A 21,027-nucleotide genomic window follows, 5' to 3' on the forward strand; every position below is an offset into this window, starting at 1 on the left:
CCTGCCGTGGCACTTGAAGACATCCTGGCGGAGCATCTGGCGGTGGTTTTTTGCGGAATCAATCCGGGCCTGCTGGCCGCCGCCCAGGGGCATCACTTCGCCGGCAGAAGCAATCGGTTCTGGCGCACCTTGCACCTTGCCGGGTTTACCCCCCACGAACTTCGGGCGCAGGATGACCGCACAATCGTGCAACACCAATGTGGCTTGACTGCCGTGGTGGAGAGACCCACGGCAAGGGCTGATCAGTTGTCGGTCGAGGAATTCCATACGGCCGCGGCGGACTTCGAGCGCAAGATCGCCCGACATGCGCCGCGCTTTGTCGCGTTTCTCGGTAAGGCGGCGTATTGCGCATTGTCCGGGCAGCGAGACGTGGCGTGGGGGCGACAAACCCAACCTTTTGCCCAGTCTTCAGTGTGGGTGCTGCCCAACCCGAGCGGGCGCAATCGCGCGTTCAGCCAGGCGCAACTGGTGGATGCGTATCGCCAGCTCTATCTGGCGGCCATCGAGCGCTTGAATACAGCGCCATAAGCAGGCGGTCAGCGCCGTTGCGCTAAAGTCCTGGCAACTGGCAGCACAACAAAAACAGGAGCTGAAGATGTCCGAGCTGAAACTGCACCCCAATGCCGCCGCGTCCCTGGACCACTGGCACGCCATGATCGGCCGGCGTGACCTGCAAGACCTGCCCACACTGCTGGCCCCGGGGGTGGTGTTCCGCTCGCCGATGGCGCACACGCCCTACTCCGGCGCGCCGGTGGTGACGATGATCCTGAGCACGGTTTGCCAGGTCTTTGAAGACTTCACCTATCACCGTGAACTGGCGACGGCCGACGGCCTGAACGTCGTGCTGGAATTCAGTGCCAAGGTCGGCGGCAAAGAGCTCAAGGGCATCGACATGATTCGTTTCGACGAGCAGGGCAACATCACCGACTTCGAAGTCATGGTCCGGCCAATGAGCGGCCTGCAGGCCCTGGGTGAGGAAATGGGCCGGCGTCTGGGCGCCTACCTCGCCGCCGCCAAAATCTGAGCCGATGCTGTCTTCGTGGGAGCGAGCCTGCTCGCGATGAACCCGAGAGCACTGCAGGGTGTCAGGCTTCCCGTGCCTTCGTGACGACCATCGCGAGCAGGCTCGCTCCCACAGGGGAGATGCGGTTCCTGCTCGCGCCTACAGGGTTCGCTGGCCATTGCCGACGTCTCTGGCCTGTTCGATGCCCCACTCCATCGCCGCTTCCATGTCGAGAAAATGCAGCGAGGGGTGGTCGTTTTCCTCGATCGCCCCGCCATCAGGTCGGTAGACGCCGATGAACATGCCCAAAGAGCCGTCGCGCAGGATCTCGGCCTTGACCTTGATGCTGCAGCCGTTCGACAGGGTTTCGGTGTGAAGCAAATGGCGTTCAGTCATCGTTGCGTTCCTCCGGCAGTGAATTCGGTCAGCTCGAACAACCCGCTGAAAAACCGCGATTGACGCCGCACAGGACAGCGGCGCAATGCCACCTATACTACAAGCCACCGCCCCCTCAGGGGTCTGCAAACCCGACAATAAAAAAGCAGAGGTGAGCATGGTCTGGCAGCAGATTTACGATCCGTTCGGCAACCCGGTCATTTCAACCCTCATGGCAGCCGTGCCCGTTGTGGTGATGTTGGCAGCCCTGGCCTTCTTTCACATCAAAGCACATCTGGCGGCGTTGCTCGCCCTCGGCTCGGCGCTGATCATCGCGATCTTCGCCTTCGGCATGCCGGCCAACATGGCGGGCTCGGCGGCGCTATACGGTGCGGCCAACGGTTTGCTGCCGATTGGCTGGATCGTGCTCAACATCATTTTTCTGCACCGGCTAACCACCGAGAACGGCTCGTTCAAAGTGCTGCAGGATTCGCTGGCACGCATCACCGACGACAGGCGCCTGCAATTGCTGCTGATTGCCTTCTGTTTCGGCGCTTTTTTCGAAGGGGCGGCCGGTTTCGGCACGCCGGTGGCGGTGACCGGCGCGATTTTGATCGGGTTGGGTTTCTCGCCGCTGGCCGCCTCCGGCCTGGCGTTGATCGCCAACACCGCGCCCGTGGCCTTTGGTGCCCTGGGCACGCCGATCATCACCCTGGCCAAGGTCACAGGGCTGGATGAGATGGAGTTGTCGATGATGGTCGGTCGCCAACTGCCGTTCTTTTCGGTGCTGGTGCCCTTCTGGCTGATCTGGGCCTTTGCCGGCTGGCGCAAGATGATCGAGGTCTGGCCGGCCATCGTGGTGACGGGGATCAGTTTTGCCGTGCCGCAATTCATCGTGTCCAACTACCACGGGCCGATGCTGGTCGACGTGATCGCCGCGCTGATCTCCATGGCCTGCCTGACCGGTTTCCTCAAGGTGTGGAAGCCGGCCAGCGTGCACACCTCGGCGGCGCTGACCGGGCGCGTGGACAACTCGAAGATCGACGAAGAGCATGCGGCCAAGCCCGAACCCACCGCGACCTTCGCCAGTGACGCCAAGCCCGCAGTCATGCGCGCATGGATGCCGTGGATCATCCTCACGGTGTTCGTGTTTGCCTGGGGCACCCAGGGCTTCAAGAACCTGTTCGACACCCGCCCGGCCATCGACCCGGTCACGCACTCGGCCAAGCTCGACCCACAAGGCAAACCCGTGCGCGAAGCCAACCCGATCTTCGCCCCCGTCCTGACCTTCACCACCCTGCACCAGCAGGTCGAGAAGGTGCCGCCGGTGGTGCCCACGCCGAAAACCGAAGAAGCCATCTACAAGTTCACCTGGTTCACCAGCACCGGCAGCGGCATTCTCCTGGCGGCCATCGTCGGCGGTTTGCTGATGGGCTATTCGATCCCGCAATTGATCCGCCAATACCTGCGCACGATCTGGGTGGTGCGTTATTCGCTGATCACCATCGCGGCGATGCTCGCCCTGGGCTTCCTCACGCGCTATTCGGGATTGGACGCCACCATGGGCCTGGCCTTTGCCGCGACGGGGATTTTCTACCCCATGTTCGGCACCTTGCTCGGCTGGCTCGGTGTCGCGCTGACCGGCTCGGACACGGCGTCCAACGTGCTGTTTGGCGGCCTGCAACGGGTCACCGCCGAACAACTGGGCCTGAGCCCGGTGTTGATGGCCGCCGCCAACAGTTCCGGCGGGGTCATGGGCAAGATGGTCGACGCCCAGTCAATCGTGGTGGCCTCCACCGCGACACGCTGGTACGGCCATGAAGGGGAAATCCTGCGTTATGTGTTCTTCCACTCCATCGTCCTGGCGATCCTGGTCGGCGGGTTGGTGACGTTGCAGGCGTATGTATCGCCATTCACGTCGATGGTGGTGGGCGGGCATTAAATCAGCCGCCCCACCTCCCCCTGTAGGAGCGAGCATGCTCGCGATGGTCGCTAACGATGACGTTGACTGTCTGACACCTCGCGGTGTTCTTGCATTCTTCGCGAGCATGCTCGCTCCTACAGGGATGCGGTGATTTCCAGCAAGGAGGTTTATGAACATTCTGTACGATGAACGCATCGACGGTGCACTGCCCGACGTCGACAAGGCCGCCCTGCTCCAGGCCCTGCAAAGCCGCTTGCCGAAACTGGAAGTGCTGCATCTGCAAGAAGAGCTCAAGCCGTATGAATGCGACGGTCTCTCGGCCTACCGCACCACGCCGCTGCTGGTGGTCCTGCCGCGTCACCTGGACGAAGTGCAAGGCGTGCTGAGGCTGTGTCACGAGATGCGCGTCCCGGTGGTGGCCCGGGGCGCCGGCACCGGCCTGTCCGGCGGCGCGTTACCGCTGGAAAAAGGCGTGCTGCTGGTGATGGCGCGCTTCAACCACATCCTGCACATCGACCCTGCCGCCCGCACCGCACGGGTCCAGCCGGGTGTGCGCAACCTGGCGATTTCCCAGGCGGCGGCACCGTTCGGCCTGTACTACGCGCCGGACCCTTCCTCGCAAATCGCTTGTTCCATTGGTGGCAACGTCGCGGAAAATGCCGGTGGCGTGCATTGCCTGAAATACGGCCTGACCGTGCACAACCTGCTTAAGCTGGAGATCCTGACGGTTGAAGGCGAACACCTGACCCTCGGCTCCGACGCCCTCGATTCCCCTGGCTTCGACCTGCTGGCGCTGTTTACCGGCTCCGAAGGCATGCTCGGGGTCATCACCGAAGTCACGGTCAAACTGCTGCCCAAGCCGCAGACCGCCAAAGTGCTGCTGGCGGCGTTCGACTCCGTGGAAAAGGCCGGTCGCGCCGTCGCCGACATCATCGCCGCCGGCATCATTCCCGGCGGGCTGGAGATGATGGACAACCTGGCGATTCGCGCCGCCGAAGACTTTATCCACGCCGGTTATCCGGTGGACGCCGAAGCCATTCTGCTGTGCGAACTCGACGGCGTCGAAGCCGACGTGCATGACGATTGCGAGCGCGTGCGCCAGGTACTGGAGCAGGCCGGCGCCACCGAGTTGCGCCAGGCCCGGGATGAAGCCGAACGCGTGCGTTTCTGGGCCGGACGCAAGAATGCCTTCCCCGCCGTGGGCCGTCTCTCGCCGGATTACTACTGCATGGACGGCACCATCCCGCGCCGTGAATTGCCCGGGGTGCTGCAGGCGATCGCCGCGCTGTCCGCCGAGTATGACTTGCGCGTGGCCAACGTTTTCCACGCCGGTGACGGCAACATGCACCCGTTGATCCTGTTCGACGCCAACCAGCCGGGTGAACTCGAACGAGCGGAAACCCTGGGCGGCAAGATCCTCGAATTGTGCGTGCGGGTCGGCGGCAGCATTACCGGCGAACACGGGGTGGGCCGGGAGAAAATCAACCAAATGTGCGCGCAGTTCAACAGTGATGAGCTGACCCTGTTCCACGGGGTCAAGGCCGCGTTCGACCCGGGCGGTTTGCTCAACCCCGGCAAGAACATTCCGACCCTGCACCGCTGCGCCGAGTTTGGCGCCCTGCACGTGCACGCAGGGCAGTTGCCCTTCCCTGAGCTGGAGCGTTTCTGATGTACCGTGAACAGGCATTCGACGACAGCGCCACCTTGCTCGAACAGGTCAACCGGGCGCTGGACAACGCCACCCCGCTGCGCATTCAAGGCTCCAACAGTAAGGCGTTCCTGGGGCGCATCGTCGCCGGGGAAGTGCTCGACACCCGCGCTCATCGGGGTGTCGTCAGCTACGATCCGACCGAGCTGGTGATCACCGCCCGCTGCGGCACGCCCCTGTCCGAACTGACGTATATCCTCGACGGCTCGCAGCAGATGCTGCCCTGTGAACCGCCTGCCTTCGGCGACGACGCCACCGTCGGCGGGATGATTGCCAGCGGCCTGTCGGGGCCGCGGCGACCCTGGGCAGGCTCGGTGCGTGACTTCGTGCTCGGCACCCGGGTCATCACCGGGCACGGCAAGCACCTGCGGTTCGGTGGCGAGGTGATGAAGAACGTCGCCGGCTACGACCTGTCGCGCCTGATGGCCGGCAGCTTCGGCAGCCTGGGCGTAATCACCGAAGTCTCACTCAAAGTCCTGCCCAAACCACGGCAAACCCTGAGCATCAGCTTGGACATGGACACTGACCGCGCCCTGCTGCGCCTGGCGGAATGGGGCCAGCAACCGCTGCCGATCAGCGCGGCGTGCCACGACGGGCAGCAGTTGCACCTGCGCCTCGAGGGGGGCGAAGGCTCGGTGACGGCCGCCCATGAGCGATTGGGGGGCGAGCGGCTGAACCCGGACTTCTGGGCCGATCTCAACGAACATCGACTGCGTTTCTTCGACGAGGATCAACCGCTGTGGCGTCTGTCGGTGCCGCACAACACCCCGCGACTGTCCTTGCCGGGCCGGCAATTGATCGATTGGGGCGGCGCCCAGCGCTGGCTCAAGTCGGACGCCGAGGCGGGGTTCATTCGCAAAGTCGTCGAGGAGGTCGGCGGTCACGTCACCTGCTACAGTCATGGCCTGATCGATAGCCCCTTCCAGCCTTTGCCGGCGGCACTCATGCGCTATCACCGCAGTCTGAAACAACAACTCGATCCACGGGGCATTTTCAACCCCGCACGCCTGTACGCGGAGCTCTGAGCCATGCAGACCACCCTGAGCGACAGCGCTCGTCGACTGCCACGCGCCGAAGAAGCCGAAAGCATCCTGCGCACCTGCGTGCACTGCGGCTTCTGCAACGCCACCTGCCCGACCTATCAACTGCTCGGCGATGAACTCGATGGCCCCCGGGGCCGCATCTACCTGATCAAGCAAGTGCTGGAAGGCAACGAGGTCACCCAGAAAACCCAGGAACACCTGGACCGCTGCCTGTCGTGCCGCAACTGCGAAACCACCTGCCCTTCCGGGGTCGATTACCACAACCTGCTGGACATTGGTCGCGCGGTGGTCGATGCCGCCGTGCCCCGGCCGCTCGGCCAACGCTTGCTGCGTGAAGGCTTGCGCAACATCGTGCCCAATCCGGGCCTGTTCAAGCGCCTGGTCGGCAGCGGCCAGGTGTTCCGGGCCTGGTTGCCCGACACGCTGCAAGCGAAGTTGCCGCGCAGTACGCCGCCGGTCAAACCGGTGCCGCGCACGCAGCATGCCCGCCAGGTATTGATCCTCGAAGGCTGCGTGCAACCAGGGTTGTCACCCAACACCAATGCCGCGACGGCGCGAGTGCTCGACCGCCTGGGCATCAGTGCGGTCACGGCCCGGGAAGCGGGCTGCTGCGGCGCCGTGGACTATCACCTCGACGCGCAGGCGGCCGGACTGCAACGCGCCCGCCGCAACATCGACGCCTGGTGGCCGCACCTGGAACGCGGCGTCGAAGCCATCGTGCAGACTGCCAGCGGTTGCGGGGCCTTCGTCAAGGATTACGGCCATCTGCTGGAACGCGACCCGGCCTATGCCGACAAGGCGAAAAAGGTCAGCGCCCTGGCCCGAGACCTGGTTGAAGTGCTGCGCGAGGAACCGCTGGAACAGCTCGGTGTGCACAGCGACCAGCGCCTGGCGTTCCACTGCCCCTGCACCTTGCAGCACGCGCAGAAACTCGGCGGCGCGGTGGAAGCGACCCTGACCCGGCTCGGCTTCAACCTCACCGCCGTGCCCGACAGCCACCTGTGCTGCGGGTCGGCGGGCACCTATTCGATTACCCAACCCGTGCTGTCCCGGCAGTTGCGCGACAACAAACTCAATGCGCTGGAAAGTGGCCAGCCAGATGTTATCGTCACGGCCAACATTGGCTGCCAGTCACACCTCGACGGGGCGAACCGCACCCCGGTCCGTCACTGGATCGAACTGGTCGACGCCGCCCTGCCCCCACCCCTTACCGGAGCCTCTTCATGAAAAGCAAAGCCATCCTCGGCCAGACCGAAGTCAGCCAGATCCTCGCCGCCGCCCGCAGCGAAGCCCAGGCCAATCAATGGGCGGTGTCCATCGTGATCGTCGACGACGGCGGCCATCCGCTGGCCCTGGAGCGACTTGATGGCGCCACGCCAAGCAGCGCCTACATCGCCACCGAAAAGGCTCGCACCTCGGCCCTGGGCCGGCGTGAGTCCAAGGGTTTCGAGGACATGGTCAACGGCGGCCGCACCGCATTTTTGTCCGCGCCACTGCTGACCTCCCTGGAAGGCGGCGTACCGGTCGTAGTCGATGGCCAGGTGATCGGCGCGGTGGGCGTGTCCGGGGTCAAGGCCGAACAGGACGCGCAGGTGGCCAGGGCCGGGGCGCAGTGCTTGCAAGGCTGATCATTTCATCCAGGCTCACGAATCGAAGGAATCGCATCCATGACCCGCCTCACCGCCGAGGACTTTTCCCCGCAATTGCTCGAGCTCTACGACTACTACGCCCACGGCAAGATCAACCGCCGGGAGTTTCTCGACCGGGCGGCGTTGTTCACCTTTGGCGGATTGACCGCCAGCGCCCTGCTCGCCTCGCTGAGCCCGAACTATGCCTTGGCCGAGCAGGTCGAGTTCACGGACCCGGACATCGTCGCCGAGTACATCACCTACCCCTCGCCGAAAGGCAACGGGTCGGTTCGCGGTTATCTGGTGCGCCCGGCCAAAACGACGGGCAAGGTGGCGGCCATCGTGGTCGTGCACGAGAACCGTGGGCTCAACCCGTACATCGAAGACGTGGCACGACGCGTGGCCAAGGCTGGGTTCATCGCCCTCGCCCCGGATGGGCTGACGTCGGTAGGCGGTTATCCGGGCAACGACGACAAGGGGCGCGAGTTGCAGGCGACCGTTGACCCGCAAAAGCTGATGAACGATTTCTTCGCCGCCATCGAGTGGCTGATGAAGCACGATGCAACCACCGGCAAAGTGGGGATCACCGGGTTCTGCTACGGCGGTGGCGTCGCCAACGCGGCGGCTGTGGCGTATCCGGAATTGGGGGCTGCGGTGTCGTTTTATGGTCGCCAGGCGGATGCGAAGGATGTCCCGCAGATCAAGGCGCCGCTGATGCTGCATTACGGCGAGCTGGACACACGGATCAACGAAGGTTGGCCTGCCTATGAACAGGCGCTGAAGGCGGCGGGCAAGACGTACGAGGCCCATATCTACCCCGGCGCCAACCACGGCTTTCACAACGACTCGACGCCACGCTACGACGAAGCGGCGGCGAAACTGGCCTGGGACCGGACGCTGGGGTGGTTTCGGCGGTATCTGGCCTGATTCATCACACTGGCCCTGTAGGAGCGAGCATGCTCGCGTTGGTCGTGAACGATTGCGTGGGCTGTCTGAAACCAGCGGTGCCTGGACGTTCTTCGCGAGCATGCTCGCTCCTACAGGGTCGGGGGTCGTCCAGTTCATGCGGAGCACTAGCTCACCACATCAATCAACTGCTCGCGCTGCGCGCCGGTCAGCATCGGCCCGAACCCGGCGCCCGCGTTGTCTGCCATGTAGCGCGGGTTGCCGGTGCCGGGGATGACGCAGGTCACCGCCGAATGCGCCAGCAGGTACTTGAGCGCCAGTTGCGCCCAACTGCTGACACCCACCTGCGAAGCCCAGCCTGGCAGCGGCTTGCCCTTGAGCCGGGCGAGCAGGTCGCCGCCGCCAAACGGCCGGTTGCAGATCACCGCCACGCCGCGCTCGCGACACAGCGGCAGGATGCGTTTTTCGACACCTCGGTCATCCAGCGCATAGTTGATCTGCAGAAAATCCAGCGGCTCGGCCTTGAGCACGGCCTCCACTTCCTCATAGGCCGACGCGGTGTAATGGGTGATGCCGATGTAGCGAATGCGCCCTTGCTCCTTCCACTGGCGCAGGGTCGGCAGGTGGGTTTTCCAGTCCAGCAGGTTGTGGATCTGCATCAGGTCGATGCGGTCGGTCTGCAGCAACTTGAAGGATTGCTCCATCTGCGCGATGCCTTCCTCGCGGCCCCGCGTCCACACCTTGGTCGCCAGGAACGCCGGCGAGCGTGGCTGGTGGATCGACAGCAGCTCGCCGGTGGTCTGTTCGGCGCGGCCGTACATGGGCGAGCTGTCGATCACCGTCCCGCCCTTTTCGAACAGCGCACTGAGCACGGCGGGCAGCTGCTTGTAGGCTGGATCGGCCGGTGCGACATCAAAGCCGCGATACGTGCCCAGGCCGACCATCGGCAAGGGCTCGTTGCTGGAAGGAATGGCGCGGGTCAGCATGTTCTTGCCTCCTGTTTCCTTCGGCGGCGCACTGCTCGCGAAGGCCGGATCGAAAGTGAGCACCGCCGAAGCACCGGCAGCCAGCGTGAGTATTTGTCGACGCGTGTATCCATCAGTGTGGCTCATGGTGTTGCCCCTCCCCTGTCTTGCTCGCCTTTTGCGCCTGTTGCCCCGCCAGCCACGCGCTTAACGCGACCCACAGTGCGGCAAACGGCACGATCATCAGCGCCACCAGGCCAAACCCCGCGCCCAGCGCCGTCAGGCCGGCGGACAACCAGCCACTGGCGGCATCGCCGCCGCGATACACCAGGGTCTCGATCACATTCTTGGCCTTGTACTTTTCCTCGCGGCTGACCACCGTCCACAACACCTCGCGCGCCGGCCGTACCAGGGCGAACTCCACGGCGCGGCGCACCCCCTGGGCCAGTGCAACCGTGGTCGGCAGCGGTGCCAGGGCCATGGCGGCGAAGGCCACGATCGTCGCCAGCGGCAATGCCGTCAGCGCCCCGCCGATGCCGATCAGGCGGATCAAGGGCGCCGTCAGCAACAGCTGCATGGTCAAGGTGAGCGCCGAGACGATCAGGTCGACCACCGCGAAGTATTGCGTGCGGCTGGCCACATCAGAATAGCTGTCGGCGACGATTCGTCCCTGTTCGAAATACAACAAGGTCGCGGCGCTGGTGTGCAGCAGCATGAACGCCACCAATCCCAACAGGTACCGCGAGCGCCAGATCAGCGTGATCCCGGCGAGCATGCTGCCGCCCAGCCGTTGGTCGTCAAGCCCGCGTCGGGCGCCTTGTGCCGTGGTGCGCCGCAACAATGCCCGGTAGCAGCGCACCGCGACTTCCAGCAGCAGCGCCGCCAGGAACGTCAGCGCCAGCGGGCCGAGACGGGTCGCCAGGGTGGCGGCCAGCAACGGCCCGATGAAAGTGCCCAGAGTGCCGCCCGCCGCGATGAAACCGAACAACCGTCGCCCCTGCTCACTGGAAAAGCGATCCACCAGCACACTCCAGAAGATCGAGACGATGAACAGGTTGTAAAGGCTGATCCAGACGAAGAACACCCGCCCGACATTCACCGGGGCGACACGGTGGGCGATCAGCACGCCGAACAGCAGCATCGACACGGCGATCAGCCGGTAGATCAACGGCACAAAACGGGTCGCTGGCCAGCGCGACGCAAGGAAGCCGAACACCGGCACCATCAGCAGCATGACCAGGAAGGTCGCGGTGAACAGCCACTGCAACTGGCCGGCGCCGCCCTCCAGTCCCAGCGCATCGCGCAGGGGCCGCACCAGGTAATAGCTGGCGAGCACGCAGAAATGGAACGCGAACCCCAGCCCCAGCGCCGCCCTTTCATCGGGTAACACGTCGAGCCATTTACCCACGATGGGCATCGCTACCCCCCTCCCCGGCCCTTATCGGCACGCCGCTGTCGTTCAACTACACTCTGACAGCGATCGCGCCGTCGCGGTGTTCAACCCCAGAGCAGTCAATGTCACGCCCTAACGTTAGCCGAATGTCACGTACCCTGATCTGTCTCGTCGTCATCCTGGCCGGTTCATACCTGGCCCTGTGCGCCGCATTGCTGGTGTTTCAGCGCGCGCTGATTTACTTCCCGCAGCCCGCCACGCTCGACACACCCAGGCTGACCCTGGACGTGGCCGACGCGCATGTGCAGGTCAGCATCCGGCCGCACGAAGGGCCCAAGGCATTGATTTATTTTGGCGGCAATGCCGAAGATGTGTCGCGCAACCTGCCTGAGTTTGCCGAAGCGTTCCCCGACCATGCGCTGTACTTGATGCATTACCGGGGTTTCGGCGGCAGCAGCGGCTCACCGTCGGAAGAGGCGATTGCCCGCGATGCCCTGACGTTGTTCGACAAGGTCTACGACAGCCATGGGGAAGTCGCCGTGATCGGCCGCAGCCTCGGCTCGGGGGTTGCGGTGCGCCTCGCCAGTCAGCGCCCCGCCGCGCGCTTGGTGCTGATCACGCCTTACGACAGCCTGGAACGACTCGCCGTGCGTCAGTACCCGATCTTTCCGGTGAAGTGGCTGCTCAAGGACCGTTTCGACGCGTGGAAATACGCCGAGCATGTCTCGACCCCGACACTGCTGCTGGCCGCCGAGCAGGACGACATCATCCCGCGTGCAAGCACCGACGCCCTCTACCGGCATTTCCCCAAGGGCGTGGCGGTGCTGAAGGAGATCGCGGGGGTCGGGCACAATTCGATCTCCGACAGCCCCGAATACCTGAATCTGATCGCCGACGGGTTGTAGCTCATTCGATCATTTGCGTGCCAGCTTGTAGCGCAGGCAGTCCTCGTTGAAACTGCGGCGCAAGGCTTCGGGACTCATTCGTGTGGGGCTGTCGTAGGTCTGCTCGGTAATGCCCATGGCCATCATGCGCATCCACGGCTTGCTGAACTTGTAGGTCTGCAATTTCTTGCGGGCGGCATACAACGAAACGCCCGCCAGTTTCAGTTCCTGAGCTCGGGCTGCGGTGCCCGCGCCCCAACTGCACATGTAGCGGTCATTGGCTTGAAGCGCCCTGGCCTGCGCCTGCACGGCAAAACCTGCCAGGCCCAGGGATATCAGTGAAATCCATACATAACGCATTTAAAGCCAGCCCTAACCACCTGAAAGTAAAGTGATTCTGTCTGTAACTTTCGGGCTTCGGGGCCAGCAAAATGCCTTATCTGAAACATTTTCAGTTGGCCGTCACCAGCTTGAGTCCGATCACGCCGCCGAGGATGATGGCGATGCACAAGACCCGCAACAGGGTGGTGGCGTCACCCAGCACAGCCATGCCGAGTATCGCGGTGCCCGCTGCACCGATGCCGGTCCATACTGCATAGGCAGTGCCCACGGGCAACGTGCGCAAGGACAGTGAGAGCAGGAAGACACTGGACAAACCGGTGGCGGCCGCCAGCAGTCCCGGGATCAATCGGGTAAATCCGTCAGAGCCTTTCATGAAGAACGCAAAGGCAATTTCAAGAAGGCCTGCAATACCGAGCAGTAACCATGCCATGGAAGTGACTCCCTCGGGTGAGCCGCCGAGCCTGTACGCCCGGCGAGTTTAGGTTGAAGCGCCGACTCAGGCGTTGTTGGCCGCGGCGGGCTTGGCACGGAACGCCACGCCGAACCGGTTGAAGGCATTCATCAAGCCGATGGCGTAGGTGAGGTCCGCCAGTTCCTTATCGCCGAATTCGGCCGCCGCAGCGGCATAGTCCGTCTCGGGTACCCCGGTCTGCGCCACCTGGGTGACCGTTTCCGCCCAGCTCAGCGCGATGCGTTCGCGGCGACTGAACACGTCGCCGACATCACGCCAAACGGGCACCAGCACCAGTTTTTCAACGCTGACGCCGAGCTTGACCAAGTCCCGCGAGTGCATGTCGATGCAGAAGGCGCAGCCGTTGATCTGGGAGACACGCAAATAGACCAGATCGATCAGTTCATGGGGCAGGCCGCTGTTTTGCAGGTACACGTAAACCCCGCCGAAAGCCTTGTAGCCCTCGGGCGAAGCCTTGGCGTAGTCGAGACGATTGTTCATGGTGAATCCCTTGTATTGGCTGATTGGAGGCCCCCATCGTGGGGGCTGCCGAGCCTGCCGTTAAGGTCCATGATCAGCCTTGAGGCATAGGCCATGACCCAGTGATCATGGCCCAGGCCGGAAGTCGATTCATGGCTCTTCGACCTGGGGCATGGACTTCATAGAATCATTGCTCTGGCCCACAACGCTTCGGATAAATCATGAACATCCTCCACGTCACTTGCAGCCCTCGCGGCGAATCGTCCGAAAGCCATCGGCTGTCGAAAACCATCATCGGCTGTCTGCTCCAGACCAACCCGGCCGCCACGGTCATCAACCGGGTGGTGGGCGCAACGGCGTTGTCGCCCATCGATGAGCCATACGCCATGTCCCAACAGGCGCTCGCCGATGTCACTGAAGCCGGCTCGATTGCCCTGTCGAACGGGCTGATCGAGGAACTGCAACAGGCCGACGTGCTGGTGATCGCAACGCCGATGCACAACTTCGCCGTGCCGGCGGCGCTCAAGCTCTGGATCGACCATGTCGCCCGGGTCAGGCGCACGTTCAATGTCGGCGCACAAGGCAAGACCAGCCTGCTGCGCGACCGCCCGGTGTATGTGGCAGTGGCCTCGGGCGGCCGGTTTTCCGGGTTGACCGCGCGTCAACCGGACTTTCTGACGCCCTACCTGAAGGCTGTACTGGGTATGATCGGGCTGCATGACCTGCATTTCTTCTGCGTCGAAGGCACCGCCATGGGCCCCGATGCCTTGAACGCTGCTCGGGACCACACGCAGCAGGCAGTGCGGGACCATTTCTCTGCTAACCCATCGGTTGAGGCCAATGCCCCTTCACAGCCCACACTTTTCAGCGCTTGATCCGACCTCTGAGGACCCGATCTACCGGCAGATCTACTGGCGGTTCCGTGGTGCGATCAGCGACGGGCTGCTCGTGCCCGGTGACCGGGTGCCAGCGGCCAGGGCCCTGGCGAAAGAGCTTGGCCTGGCACGCGGCACCATCGACACCGCCTATTCACTGCTGACAGCCGAAGGGTATCTGCTCTCGCGGGGCCAGGCAGGCACCGTGGTGGCTCCCGGGATCAGTTTAGGAAAGCCTCGCGCACAGACAGAACGGCCCAACCCGGCCACCGGCCCGTCGATCCGACAGAAGGCGCCAGTCCTGCCCTTTCAAATGGCGCTGCCGGCGCTGGACGCCTTTCCGCGCAAGATCTGGTCGCAGATCGGTGCACGCTGCGTGCGTGCCACACAAATCGCAGACATGGCCAATCCGTCGGTGCTCGGCCTGGAATCCTTGCGCAATGCCATTGCCACTTACCTGCAAGTGGCACGGGGAATCACCTGCTCGCCCGCGCAGGTGTTCATCACCTCGGGGTATCGCAACAGCCTGGCGTTGATTGCCCATGCCCTGCTCAAGGCTGGCGACCGTGTACTGGTCGAGGACCCCGGCTACCTGCCCACCCGCCAGTTGCTGGCGCACCTGCAGATCGAAGCGGTCGCGGTACCGGTCGATCAGGAGGGCATGCGCGTCGAGCATGGGCTGAGCAACACACCGCAGGCCAGGGCGGCGGTCGTCACCCCGGCCCATCAAAGCCCGCTGTGCGTGTCGCTGTCGCTGCCGCGCCGCCTGCAGTTGCTTGACTGGGCAACTCGCCAAGAAACCTGGATCGTCGAAGATGATTACGACGGCGAGTATCGATACGTCAGCCGTCCGCTGCCGGCGCTGAAAAGCCTGGATCGCGATGGGCGAGTGCTCTACGCCGGCACCTTCAGCAAGGTGCTGTTTCCGGGCATCCGCCTTTCTTACCTGGTGGTGCCGCCAGCGCAGGTCGAACGCTTCGCCTGCATCAGCGAGACCTTCCTGGGCGGGTGCCCGGAGTTGACGCAAGCCATCGTCGCGACGTTCCTGACAGAAGGCCATTTCGCCCGCCATATCCAGCGCATGCGCAAACTCTACGGCGAACGCCGCGAGGCCACGGCCCGCGGGCTGAAGAACGTCCTGGGTGAACGCATCCACATCGACCCGCTGCCCGGCGGCATGCACCTGATCCTGCGCCTGAGGCCCCCGCAGTCTGATCGCGCACTGGTCGAGCGGCTGTTGGCAGCGGGAATCTATGCCGAAGCACTGAGCGACTGGCACACGCACGACCCCAGCGATTCTGCATTGCTGCTCGGGTTTGCCAATATCGACTCGCAGGCCACCGCTGAACATTTGGGCCAACGCATCCTGGCGTTGATGTAACGCGTGGGCCAACGGCATGGCCCAGGCAGACAGCCGGTTCTTGGCCCTGTATCGCCTGGGGGGGACATCGCATCATCGGGATTTGGCCCACCCGGAAAAAACCGATGCCCAGTCCTTCCCCGCTTCGCAGCATTGCCGTGTTCTCAGGCTCCAACACCGGCTTCAACCCCGCCTACGTCGCAGGCGCCCAGGCCCTGGGCCGGGAAATCGCCAGGCGCGGCATTCGCCTGATCTACGGCGGCACCGACAAGGGCTTGATGGGCGTCATCGCCGACACCGTGATGACCGAGGGCGGTGAAGCGGTCGGCATCATCACCCGACTGCTGTTCGACCTTGGCCATCTTCACCCCCGCCTGACCCGCCACGAAGTGACCCCGGACATGCGCAGTCGCAAGACACGCATGGCGGAGTCGGCAGACGCGTTCATTGCCCTGCCCGGCGGACTGGGAACGTTCGAAGAATTGTTTGAAGCAGCGACCCTGACGCAACTCGGAGAACACCACAAAGGTGTCGCCTGTCTGAACATCGGTGATTTTTTCAAACCGGTGCGCAGCCTGCTCGACCATGCGGTGCAAGAAGGCTTCATGAAAGCGGAGCACAGCCAGATGCTGGTTTTCGATACCGACCCGGCGGCGCTGATCGACGCGCTGGAACAGTGGCAGCCGCCCACCGCGACGAAGTGGATTGAATCGCCGCGCTCACGGGTTTAGTCGGACTGCCATCGGAGGGAGCCCGGCCAGGGCTCAGGTGCTCCGGCCGGGGTGATGCGAAGGGCCTCTTACGCCCATTCTTTACGCAATTGGCGGGCCGCTGCGACCATGTGCACCAGCGCCGCTTCGGTCTCCGGCCAGCCGCGGGTTTTCAGGCCACAGTCCGGGTTGACCCACAAACGCTCGGCAGGAATGCGCTGGGCTGCCTTGCGCAACAGGTTGGCCATTTCCGGGGCATCCGGCACCCGTGGCGAGTGGATGTCATAGACGCCCGGACCGATGTCGTTCGGGTAATCGAAGGCTTCGAAGGCGTCGAGCAGTTCCATGTCCGAACGCGAGGTTTCGATGGTGATCACATCGGCGTCCATGGCCGCGATGGATTTGATCACGTCGTTGAACTCGCTGTAGCACATGTGGGTATGGATCTGCGTTTCGTCACGCACACCGCTGGCGGTCAGGCGGAAGGCTTCCACGGCCCAGTCCAGGTATTGCTGCCAGTCGGCCCGGCGTAGCGGCAGGCCTTCGCGGAACGCGGCTTCGTCGATCTGCACGACCTTGATGCCGGCCGCTTCCAGGTCCACCACCTCGTCACGCAAGGCCAGGGCCAATTGCCGGGCCTGAACTTTGCGCGAGACGTCTTCACGAGGAAACGACCACATCAGCATGGTCACGGGACCGGTCAGCATGCCTTTCATGACCTTGTGGGTCAGGCCCTGGGCGTAGCGGATCCACTCCACGGTCATCGCCTGCGGTCGGCTCAGGTCACCGAAGATCACCGCCGGTTTCACGCAACGCGAACCGTAACTCTGCACCCAGCCGAAACGGGTGAACACGTAACCATCGAGCTGCTCGGCGAAGTACTCGACCATGTCGTTGCGCTCGGCCTCGCCGTGCACCAGCACGTCCAGCCCCAGGCGCTCCTGCACCTGCACCGCATGGCGGATTTCACTGTGCATGGCTTCGGTGTATTCGGCTTCGCTCAGCTTGCCTTGCTTGAACGACTGACGGGCGAGGCGAATGCCGGCGGTTTGCGGAAACGAGCCAATGGTGGTGGTCGGGAACAGTGGCAGATTCAGCCGCACCCGTTGCTTGCCGATACGGCCGTCAAAGGACGAGTGACGCTGGCTGTCGCGGGCAGTGATGGCCGCCACGCGTGCCTGCACGTCAGGTTTGTGGATACGCGGCGAAGCGGCGCGGCTGGCCTGGACGGATCGGCTGTTGGTCAACGCGCGCAGCACGTGCGGTGCTTCCGGTTCGTTGACCGCCTGGGCCAGCACGGCGACTTCTTCACACTTCTGCACAGCAAACGCCAGCCAGCTTTTCAGCTCGGCGTCGAGCTTGTCTTCACGCCCCAGGTCCACCGGGCTGTGCAGCAGCGAACAGGACGGCGCCACCCACAAACGATCCCCCAGGCGCTCGTTGGCGTGTTGCAGGGTGGCCAGGGCTTGCTCCAGATCGCAGCGCCAGACGTTACGGCCGTTGACCACGCCCAGCGACAGCACTTTGTAGGCCGGCAGGCGATCGAGAATGGTCGGGTATTGCTCGGGGGCACGCACCAGATCGATGTGCAAACCGTCCACTGGCAGGTTGGCGGCCAGGCCCAGGTTCTCTTCCAGTCCGCCAAAATAAGTGGCGACCAGTTTCTTCAGCGGGTCGCGCTGAATCAGGTTGTAGGCGCGTTCAAAAGCGTTTTTCCAGTCCTGCGGCAGGTCGAGCACCAGGATCGGCTCGTCGATCTGCACCCACTCCACGCCTTGCGCGGCCAGGCGCTGGAAGATCTGGCCGTAAAGCGGCAACAGGCGATCCAGCAGATCGAGCTTGTCGAAATCGCCGCCCTTGGCCTTGCCCAGCCACAGATACGTCAACGGCCCGATCACCACCGGCTTGACGTTGTGGCCCAGTGCTCGCGCTTCTTCGACCTCTTCGAACAACTGGTCCCAGCCCAGCTGGAAGGATTGATCAACGGTGAATTCCGGGACCAGGTAGTGATAGTTGGTGTCGAACCACTTGGTCATTTCCTGGGCGTGTGCACCGCCACAGCAGCTGTCGCTGACGCCACGGGCCATGCCGAACAAAGTTTGCAACGACGCTTGGCCGTCTGCCGGGCGGAAGCGCTCAGGGATCACGCCGAACATCAGGGAATGAGTCAGGACCTGGTCGTACCAGGCGAAATCGCCGACCGGCAACAGCTCGATGCCGGCGTTTTTCTGCAAGTCCCAATGGCTCTTGCGCAATTCACGGCCGACGGCGCGCAGACCGTCTTCGCTCAGTTCGCCCTTCCAGAACGCTTCCTGTGCTTTCTTCAATTCGCGGTCGCGGCCGATGCGCGGAAATCCAAGGGAATGGGCCAAAGCCATGACAAATAACTCCAATGTGTTTGATGGAGACATTGTCGGTAGGTGGCAGGCTGTGAGACAAACTCATTTTAGTCTTGATGATCAAGAGTTTTGCTCATGATAAGAACTGTGGGAGCGGGCTTGCTCCGGGCGGCGCTCCGACGAAGGCGGTGTGTCAGCGGTAACTCATGTCACTGACACACCGCCTTCGCGAGCAAGCCCGCTCCCACAGTGGGTGTGTGTGGCAAAAAGGTATTAGCAATGCACCCGATTACGCCCCGTACGCTTGGCCTGGTACAGCGCATCATCGGCGCGGGTCAGCAGGTTGTCCGGTTGCTCGCCCGGGTGCGCGAAGGCCACGCCGAAGGAGGCGGTGATGGTATCCAGCACCTTGCCGTCGCCACGGGCCTTGATCCGCAACGACTGCACTTTCACCCGCAGTTGCTCGGCGAACGCCGCGGCGCTTTCCAGGTCGGCGCACTGCTGCAGAATCACGCAAAACTCCTCGCCGCCGTAACGCGCCGGGGTGGCGTGGGGCGGCAGTGAATTGCGCAACACTTGCCCGACATGCTGGAGCACGCGATCCCCCAAGGGGTGACCGTACTGGTCGTTGAATTGCTTGAAGTGATCGATATCCAGCATGACCAGAGCCATGCCGCCCGCACCGTTGCTCAACGCCTGCTCCAGCACGCGAGTGAACGCGCAGCGGTTGAGCAATTCGGTGAGGCCATCGAGCGTGGCAGCCAGTTGCGCGCGCTCGAGCTTGCTGCGCAGGCTCTGGATTTCGTTCTGCGCCGAACTCAGCTGGGCGAGAAACCGCTCCTGCTGGGACTGCATCAGTTGAGTGCTCTGTTGCAGTTCGCCGAGGATGTCCGGCAAACGCTCATGGACCGGCCCCTCGAGCATTTCGATGCACCGGCCCAGGCTGCTTTGAAAATCGAGACTGCCCTCCACGCTCCGGGAAACGTCGCGGTGCATGTCGTCCACCAGGTTGATCGCCTGTTGCTGGCCGGCGCGCGCCTCCTCCAGCTCGTCGCGAATGATGTAGTCGCGAAACAACCGGGTGGCGGATTCCGGCGGAATGCCGTCGAAGTCCTTGACCACCCGGTCCAGGTGCCGGTTGAGTTCGCTGTCCGCGCCTTTGCTGTAGGTGTACCACAGCGCGTAATGCACCGGATTGGGCGGGATGTTGTGTCGCACCATCAAGGGAACGGCTTGTTTGAGCAGCGCCGCAGCTTCGCGGGAGTCTTCCGGGTACAGCGCCAGCGCAGTCGCACGCGTCTCTCTTTGGCTCATGTCATCACTGTTGTTGTTAATGATAGGCAGATGCAAAACCTGCCGAGCATAACCAGACATGAGGCAATCTGCCATCCCTCTTAGGTGTTAGTGCTGCACACTGGCGTATCAGCTGCCGGCATCACCGTGGGCTTCTTCGAAGAAATAATCCTTCCAGCTCTCGGCCTTGTTTTTCAACACGCCCAGCTCCTGCAATTTCTCGGCGTAGACCGCCGTGCGCTGCGGCACCACCGTGAAGTTGATTTCCGGGTCGTTGACGATGCTTTCGACCAGTTCCAGCGGCAGTTTCGATTGCTCGACGCGGATGTAGGTCTTGGCGGCGGCGGACTTGTCGGCCTTGATGATCTTCTCGGCCTCGGCCAGGGCGTCGTAGAACGCCTTGTAGGTCTTCGGGTTTTCGTCGTGGAATTTTTCGGTGGTGTACAGCACGTTGAAGGTCGCCTGGCCGCCCAGCACGTCGTAGGAACTCAGCACCTTGTGCACGTTGGGATTCTGCAGTTCCTGGTATTGGAACGGCGGGCTGGAGAAGTGCGAATTGATCTCCGAACCACCGGCAATCAGCGCCGCTGTCGCATCCGGATGAGCGAGGCTGATCGAGATGTCGTCGAATTTCTTGTACTGGTCATTGCCGAACTGCCGGGCAGTTTCGATCTGCAAGGTGCGCGACTGGAACCCTACCCCGGCCGCCGGCACGGCGATGCGGTCCTTGCTGGAGAAGTCCTTGAGCGTCTTCACGTTCGGGTTGTTGGTCAGCAGGTAATTGGGCATCGACCCCAGCGAAGCGATGGCCTTGACGTTCTGCTTGCCCTTGGTGCGGTCCCAGATGGTCAACATCGGCGGCACACCTGCGGACACCACGTCCAGGGCACCGGCCAGCAGCGCCTCGTTCATCGCCGTGGCGCCGGAAATGCTGTTCCAGTCGACCTTGATGTCCAGGCCCCGAGCCTTGCCGTGCTTCTCGATGAGCTGCTGATCGCGCACCACGTCGAGAATCAGGTAACCGATGCCGAATTGCTGGGCGATGCTGATCTTGCCTTCAGCCTGGGCGCCGGGGCTGAGCAATGCGCTCACGGCGGCCAATGAGGCCGCGAGAATTGTCAGTGCCGAACGCTTGTGGGGAGTTGCCATGGAATGCTCACTATCAGTCAGGGGTGATCCAATGATGGCCGAATGATTTCGCGGCCTGCCGTGGGCAGTGATAGTGCATGAAAATACTTAGGCGAAATAATTCTTAATTATTATTTGTTTATTCCTTAAAGAAATATAAAGGACACCGTCCATTCCCCCGGACGCCGAGCAAGGATTGGCCAACCGGTGCCCATCGATG

Annotated in this window: 21 protein-coding genes; 12 read left to right on the plus strand and 9 right to left on the minus strand. The window is 63.1% G+C overall.

Annotation, left to right across the window (positions count from 1 at the left end; genetic code table 11):
- The first annotated feature begins 6 nt into the window (after positions 1 to 6).
- Both mug and QIW53_RS03860 read left to right on the plus strand, forming a co-directional pair.
- Entirely contained in the window at positions 7 to 528 is a 522-nt protein-coding gene (mug, locus tag QIW53_RS03855) for a G/U mismatch-specific DNA glycosylase (protein WP_371048359.1), read from the plus strand.
- A 67-nt stretch (positions 529 to 595) separates the two neighbouring features.
- A complete protein-coding gene (locus tag QIW53_RS03860) occupies positions 596 to 1,024 on the plus strand; it encodes a nuclear transport factor 2 family protein (RefSeq protein ID WP_371048360.1) in 429 nt (142 codons plus the stop codon).
- A gap of 138 nt (positions 1,025 to 1,162) precedes the next feature.
- On the opposite strand, the gene QIW53_RS03865 is transcribed toward QIW53_RS03860, so the two are convergent.
- Positions 1,163 to 1,399, minus strand: coding sequence for a hypothetical protein (locus tag QIW53_RS03865; protein ID WP_201190354.1), 237 nt, complete (start codon positions 1,397 to 1,399; stop codon positions 1,163 to 1,165).
- A gap of 157 nt (positions 1,400 to 1,556) precedes the next feature.
- Between QIW53_RS03865 and QIW53_RS03870 the strand changes: the two genes are divergently transcribed.
- From QIW53_RS03870 to yghX, 6 genes are all read left to right on the plus strand, one after another.
- Entirely contained in the window at positions 1,557 to 3,320 is a 1,764-nt protein-coding gene (locus tag QIW53_RS03870; protein ID WP_371048361.1) for an L-lactate permease, read from the plus strand.
- A gap of 151 nt (positions 3,321 to 3,471) precedes the next feature.
- A complete protein-coding gene (glcD, locus tag QIW53_RS03875) occupies positions 3,472 to 4,971 on the plus strand; it encodes a glycolate oxidase subunit GlcD (RefSeq protein ID WP_371048362.1) in 1,500 nt (499 codons plus the stop codon).
- A complete protein-coding gene (gene glcE, locus QIW53_RS03880) occupies positions 4,971 to 6,035 on the plus strand; it encodes a glycolate oxidase subunit GlcE (protein ID WP_371048363.1) in 1,065 nt (354 codons plus the stop codon). The genes glcD and glcE overlap by 1 nt, the downstream gene beginning before the upstream one ends.
- Positions 6,036 to 6,038: 3 nt before the next feature.
- A complete protein-coding gene (glcF, locus tag QIW53_RS03885; RefSeq protein WP_371048364.1) occupies positions 6,039 to 7,280 on the plus strand; it encodes a glycolate oxidase subunit GlcF in 1,242 nt (413 codons plus the stop codon).
- Positions 7,277 to 7,681: a heme-binding protein gene (locus QIW53_RS03890; RefSeq protein ID WP_371048365.1), complete on the plus strand. Its 405-nt coding sequence runs from the start codon at positions 7,277 to 7,279 to the stop codon at positions 7,679 to 7,681. Before glcF ends, QIW53_RS03890 begins: the two co-directional genes overlap by 4 nt.
- Positions 7,682 to 7,720: 39 nt before the next feature.
- The gene (gene yghX, locus QIW53_RS03895; RefSeq protein ID WP_371048366.1) at positions 7,721 to 8,608 is read left to right on the plus strand and encodes a YghX family hydrolase; all 888 of its coding nucleotides are present in this window, start codon (positions 7,721 to 7,723) and stop codon (positions 8,606 to 8,608) included.
- A 146-nt stretch (positions 8,609 to 8,754) separates the two neighbouring features.
- On the opposite strand, the gene QIW53_RS03900 is transcribed toward yghX, so the two are convergent.
- Entirely contained in the window at positions 8,755 to 9,699 is a 945-nt protein-coding gene (locus QIW53_RS03900; RefSeq protein ID WP_371048367.1) for an aldo/keto reductase, read from the minus strand.
- Positions 9,686 to 10,969, minus strand: coding sequence for an NTP/NDP exchange transporter (locus QIW53_RS03905; protein ID WP_371048368.1), 1,284 nt, complete (start codon positions 10,967 to 10,969; stop codon positions 9,686 to 9,688). The genes QIW53_RS03900 and QIW53_RS03905 overlap by 14 nt, the downstream gene beginning before the upstream one ends.
- A 98-nt stretch (positions 10,970 to 11,067) precedes the next feature.
- On the opposite strand from QIW53_RS03905, the gene QIW53_RS03910 reads away from it, so the two are divergent.
- Positions 11,068 to 11,850, plus strand: a complete 783-nt coding sequence (locus QIW53_RS03910; protein ID WP_371048369.1) for an alpha/beta hydrolase — start codon at positions 11,068 to 11,070, stop codon at positions 11,848 to 11,850.
- A 9-nt stretch (positions 11,851 to 11,859) separates the two neighbouring features.
- Here QIW53_RS03910 and QIW53_RS03915 read toward each other — a convergent pair whose 3' ends face one another.
- The 3 genes from QIW53_RS03915 to QIW53_RS03925 all read right to left on the minus strand — a co-directional run bounded on the left by QIW53_RS03915 (position 11,860) and on the right by QIW53_RS03925 (position 13,123).
- The gene (locus QIW53_RS03915; protein ID WP_192303717.1) at positions 11,860 to 12,189 is read right to left on the minus strand and encodes a hypothetical protein; all 330 of its coding nucleotides are present in this window, start codon (positions 12,187 to 12,189) and stop codon (positions 11,860 to 11,862) included.
- Positions 12,190 to 12,280: 91 nt separating this feature from the next.
- Positions 12,281 to 12,601: a DMT family transporter gene (locus QIW53_RS03920; RefSeq protein ID WP_371048370.1), complete on the minus strand. Its 321-nt coding sequence runs from the start codon at positions 12,599 to 12,601 to the stop codon at positions 12,281 to 12,283.
- Between the two features lie 66 nt (positions 12,602 to 12,667).
- On the minus strand, positions 12,668 to 13,123 hold the full coding sequence (locus QIW53_RS03925; RefSeq protein WP_192303719.1) for a carboxymuconolactone decarboxylase family protein: 456 nt from the start codon (positions 13,121 to 13,123) through the stop codon (positions 12,668 to 12,670).
- A 200-nt stretch (positions 13,124 to 13,323) separates the two neighbouring features.
- Here QIW53_RS03925 and QIW53_RS03930 point away from each other — a divergent pair, with 200 nt between their 5' ends.
- The 3 genes from QIW53_RS03930 (at position 13,324) to QIW53_RS03940 (ending at position 16,068) form a co-directional block, all read left to right on the plus strand.
- Positions 13,324 to 13,977 carry an FMN-dependent NADH-azoreductase gene (locus QIW53_RS03930; RefSeq protein ID WP_371048371.1) on the plus strand — a complete coding sequence of 218 codons (654 nt, stop codon included), beginning with the start codon at positions 13,324 to 13,326 and terminating at the stop codon, positions 13,975 to 13,977.
- Positions 13,943 to 15,358, plus strand: coding sequence for a MocR-like pyridoxine biosynthesis transcription factor PdxR (gene pdxR, locus QIW53_RS03935; RefSeq protein WP_371048372.1), 1,416 nt, complete (start codon positions 13,943 to 13,945; stop codon positions 15,356 to 15,358). The genes QIW53_RS03930 and pdxR overlap by 35 nt, the downstream gene beginning before the upstream one ends.
- 104 nt (positions 15,359 to 15,462) lie before the next feature.
- Positions 15,463 to 16,068, plus strand: coding sequence for a TIGR00730 family Rossman fold protein (locus QIW53_RS03940; protein WP_192303722.1), 606 nt, complete (start codon positions 15,463 to 15,465; stop codon positions 16,066 to 16,068).
- Positions 16,069 to 16,136: 68 nt separating this feature from the next.
- Here the strand turns inward: QIW53_RS03940 and metE are convergent, their stop codons facing one another.
- From metE to QIW53_RS03955, 3 genes are all read right to left on the minus strand, one after another.
- Positions 16,137 to 18,425, minus strand: a complete 2,289-nt coding sequence (gene metE, locus QIW53_RS03945) for a 5-methyltetrahydropteroyltriglutamate--homocysteine S-methyltransferase (RefSeq protein ID WP_371048373.1) — start codon at positions 18,423 to 18,425, stop codon at positions 16,137 to 16,139.
- 234 nt (positions 18,426 to 18,659) lie between these two features.
- The gene (locus QIW53_RS03950) at positions 18,660 to 19,700 is read right to left on the minus strand and encodes a GGDEF domain-containing protein (protein WP_371048374.1); all 1,041 of its coding nucleotides are present in this window, start codon (positions 19,698 to 19,700) and stop codon (positions 18,660 to 18,662) included.
- Positions 19,701 to 19,808: 108 nt separating this feature from the next.
- A complete protein-coding gene (locus QIW53_RS03955) occupies positions 19,809 to 20,828 on the minus strand; it encodes an ABC transporter substrate-binding protein (protein ID WP_371048375.1) in 1,020 nt (339 codons plus the stop codon).
- Positions 20,829 to 21,027 lie beyond the last annotated feature (199 nt).

This window comes from Pseudomonas fluorescens (assembly GCF_041354075.1).
GTDB lineage: Bacteria > Pseudomonadota > Gammaproteobacteria > Pseudomonadales > Pseudomonadaceae > Aquipseudomonas > Aquipseudomonas fluorescens_CE.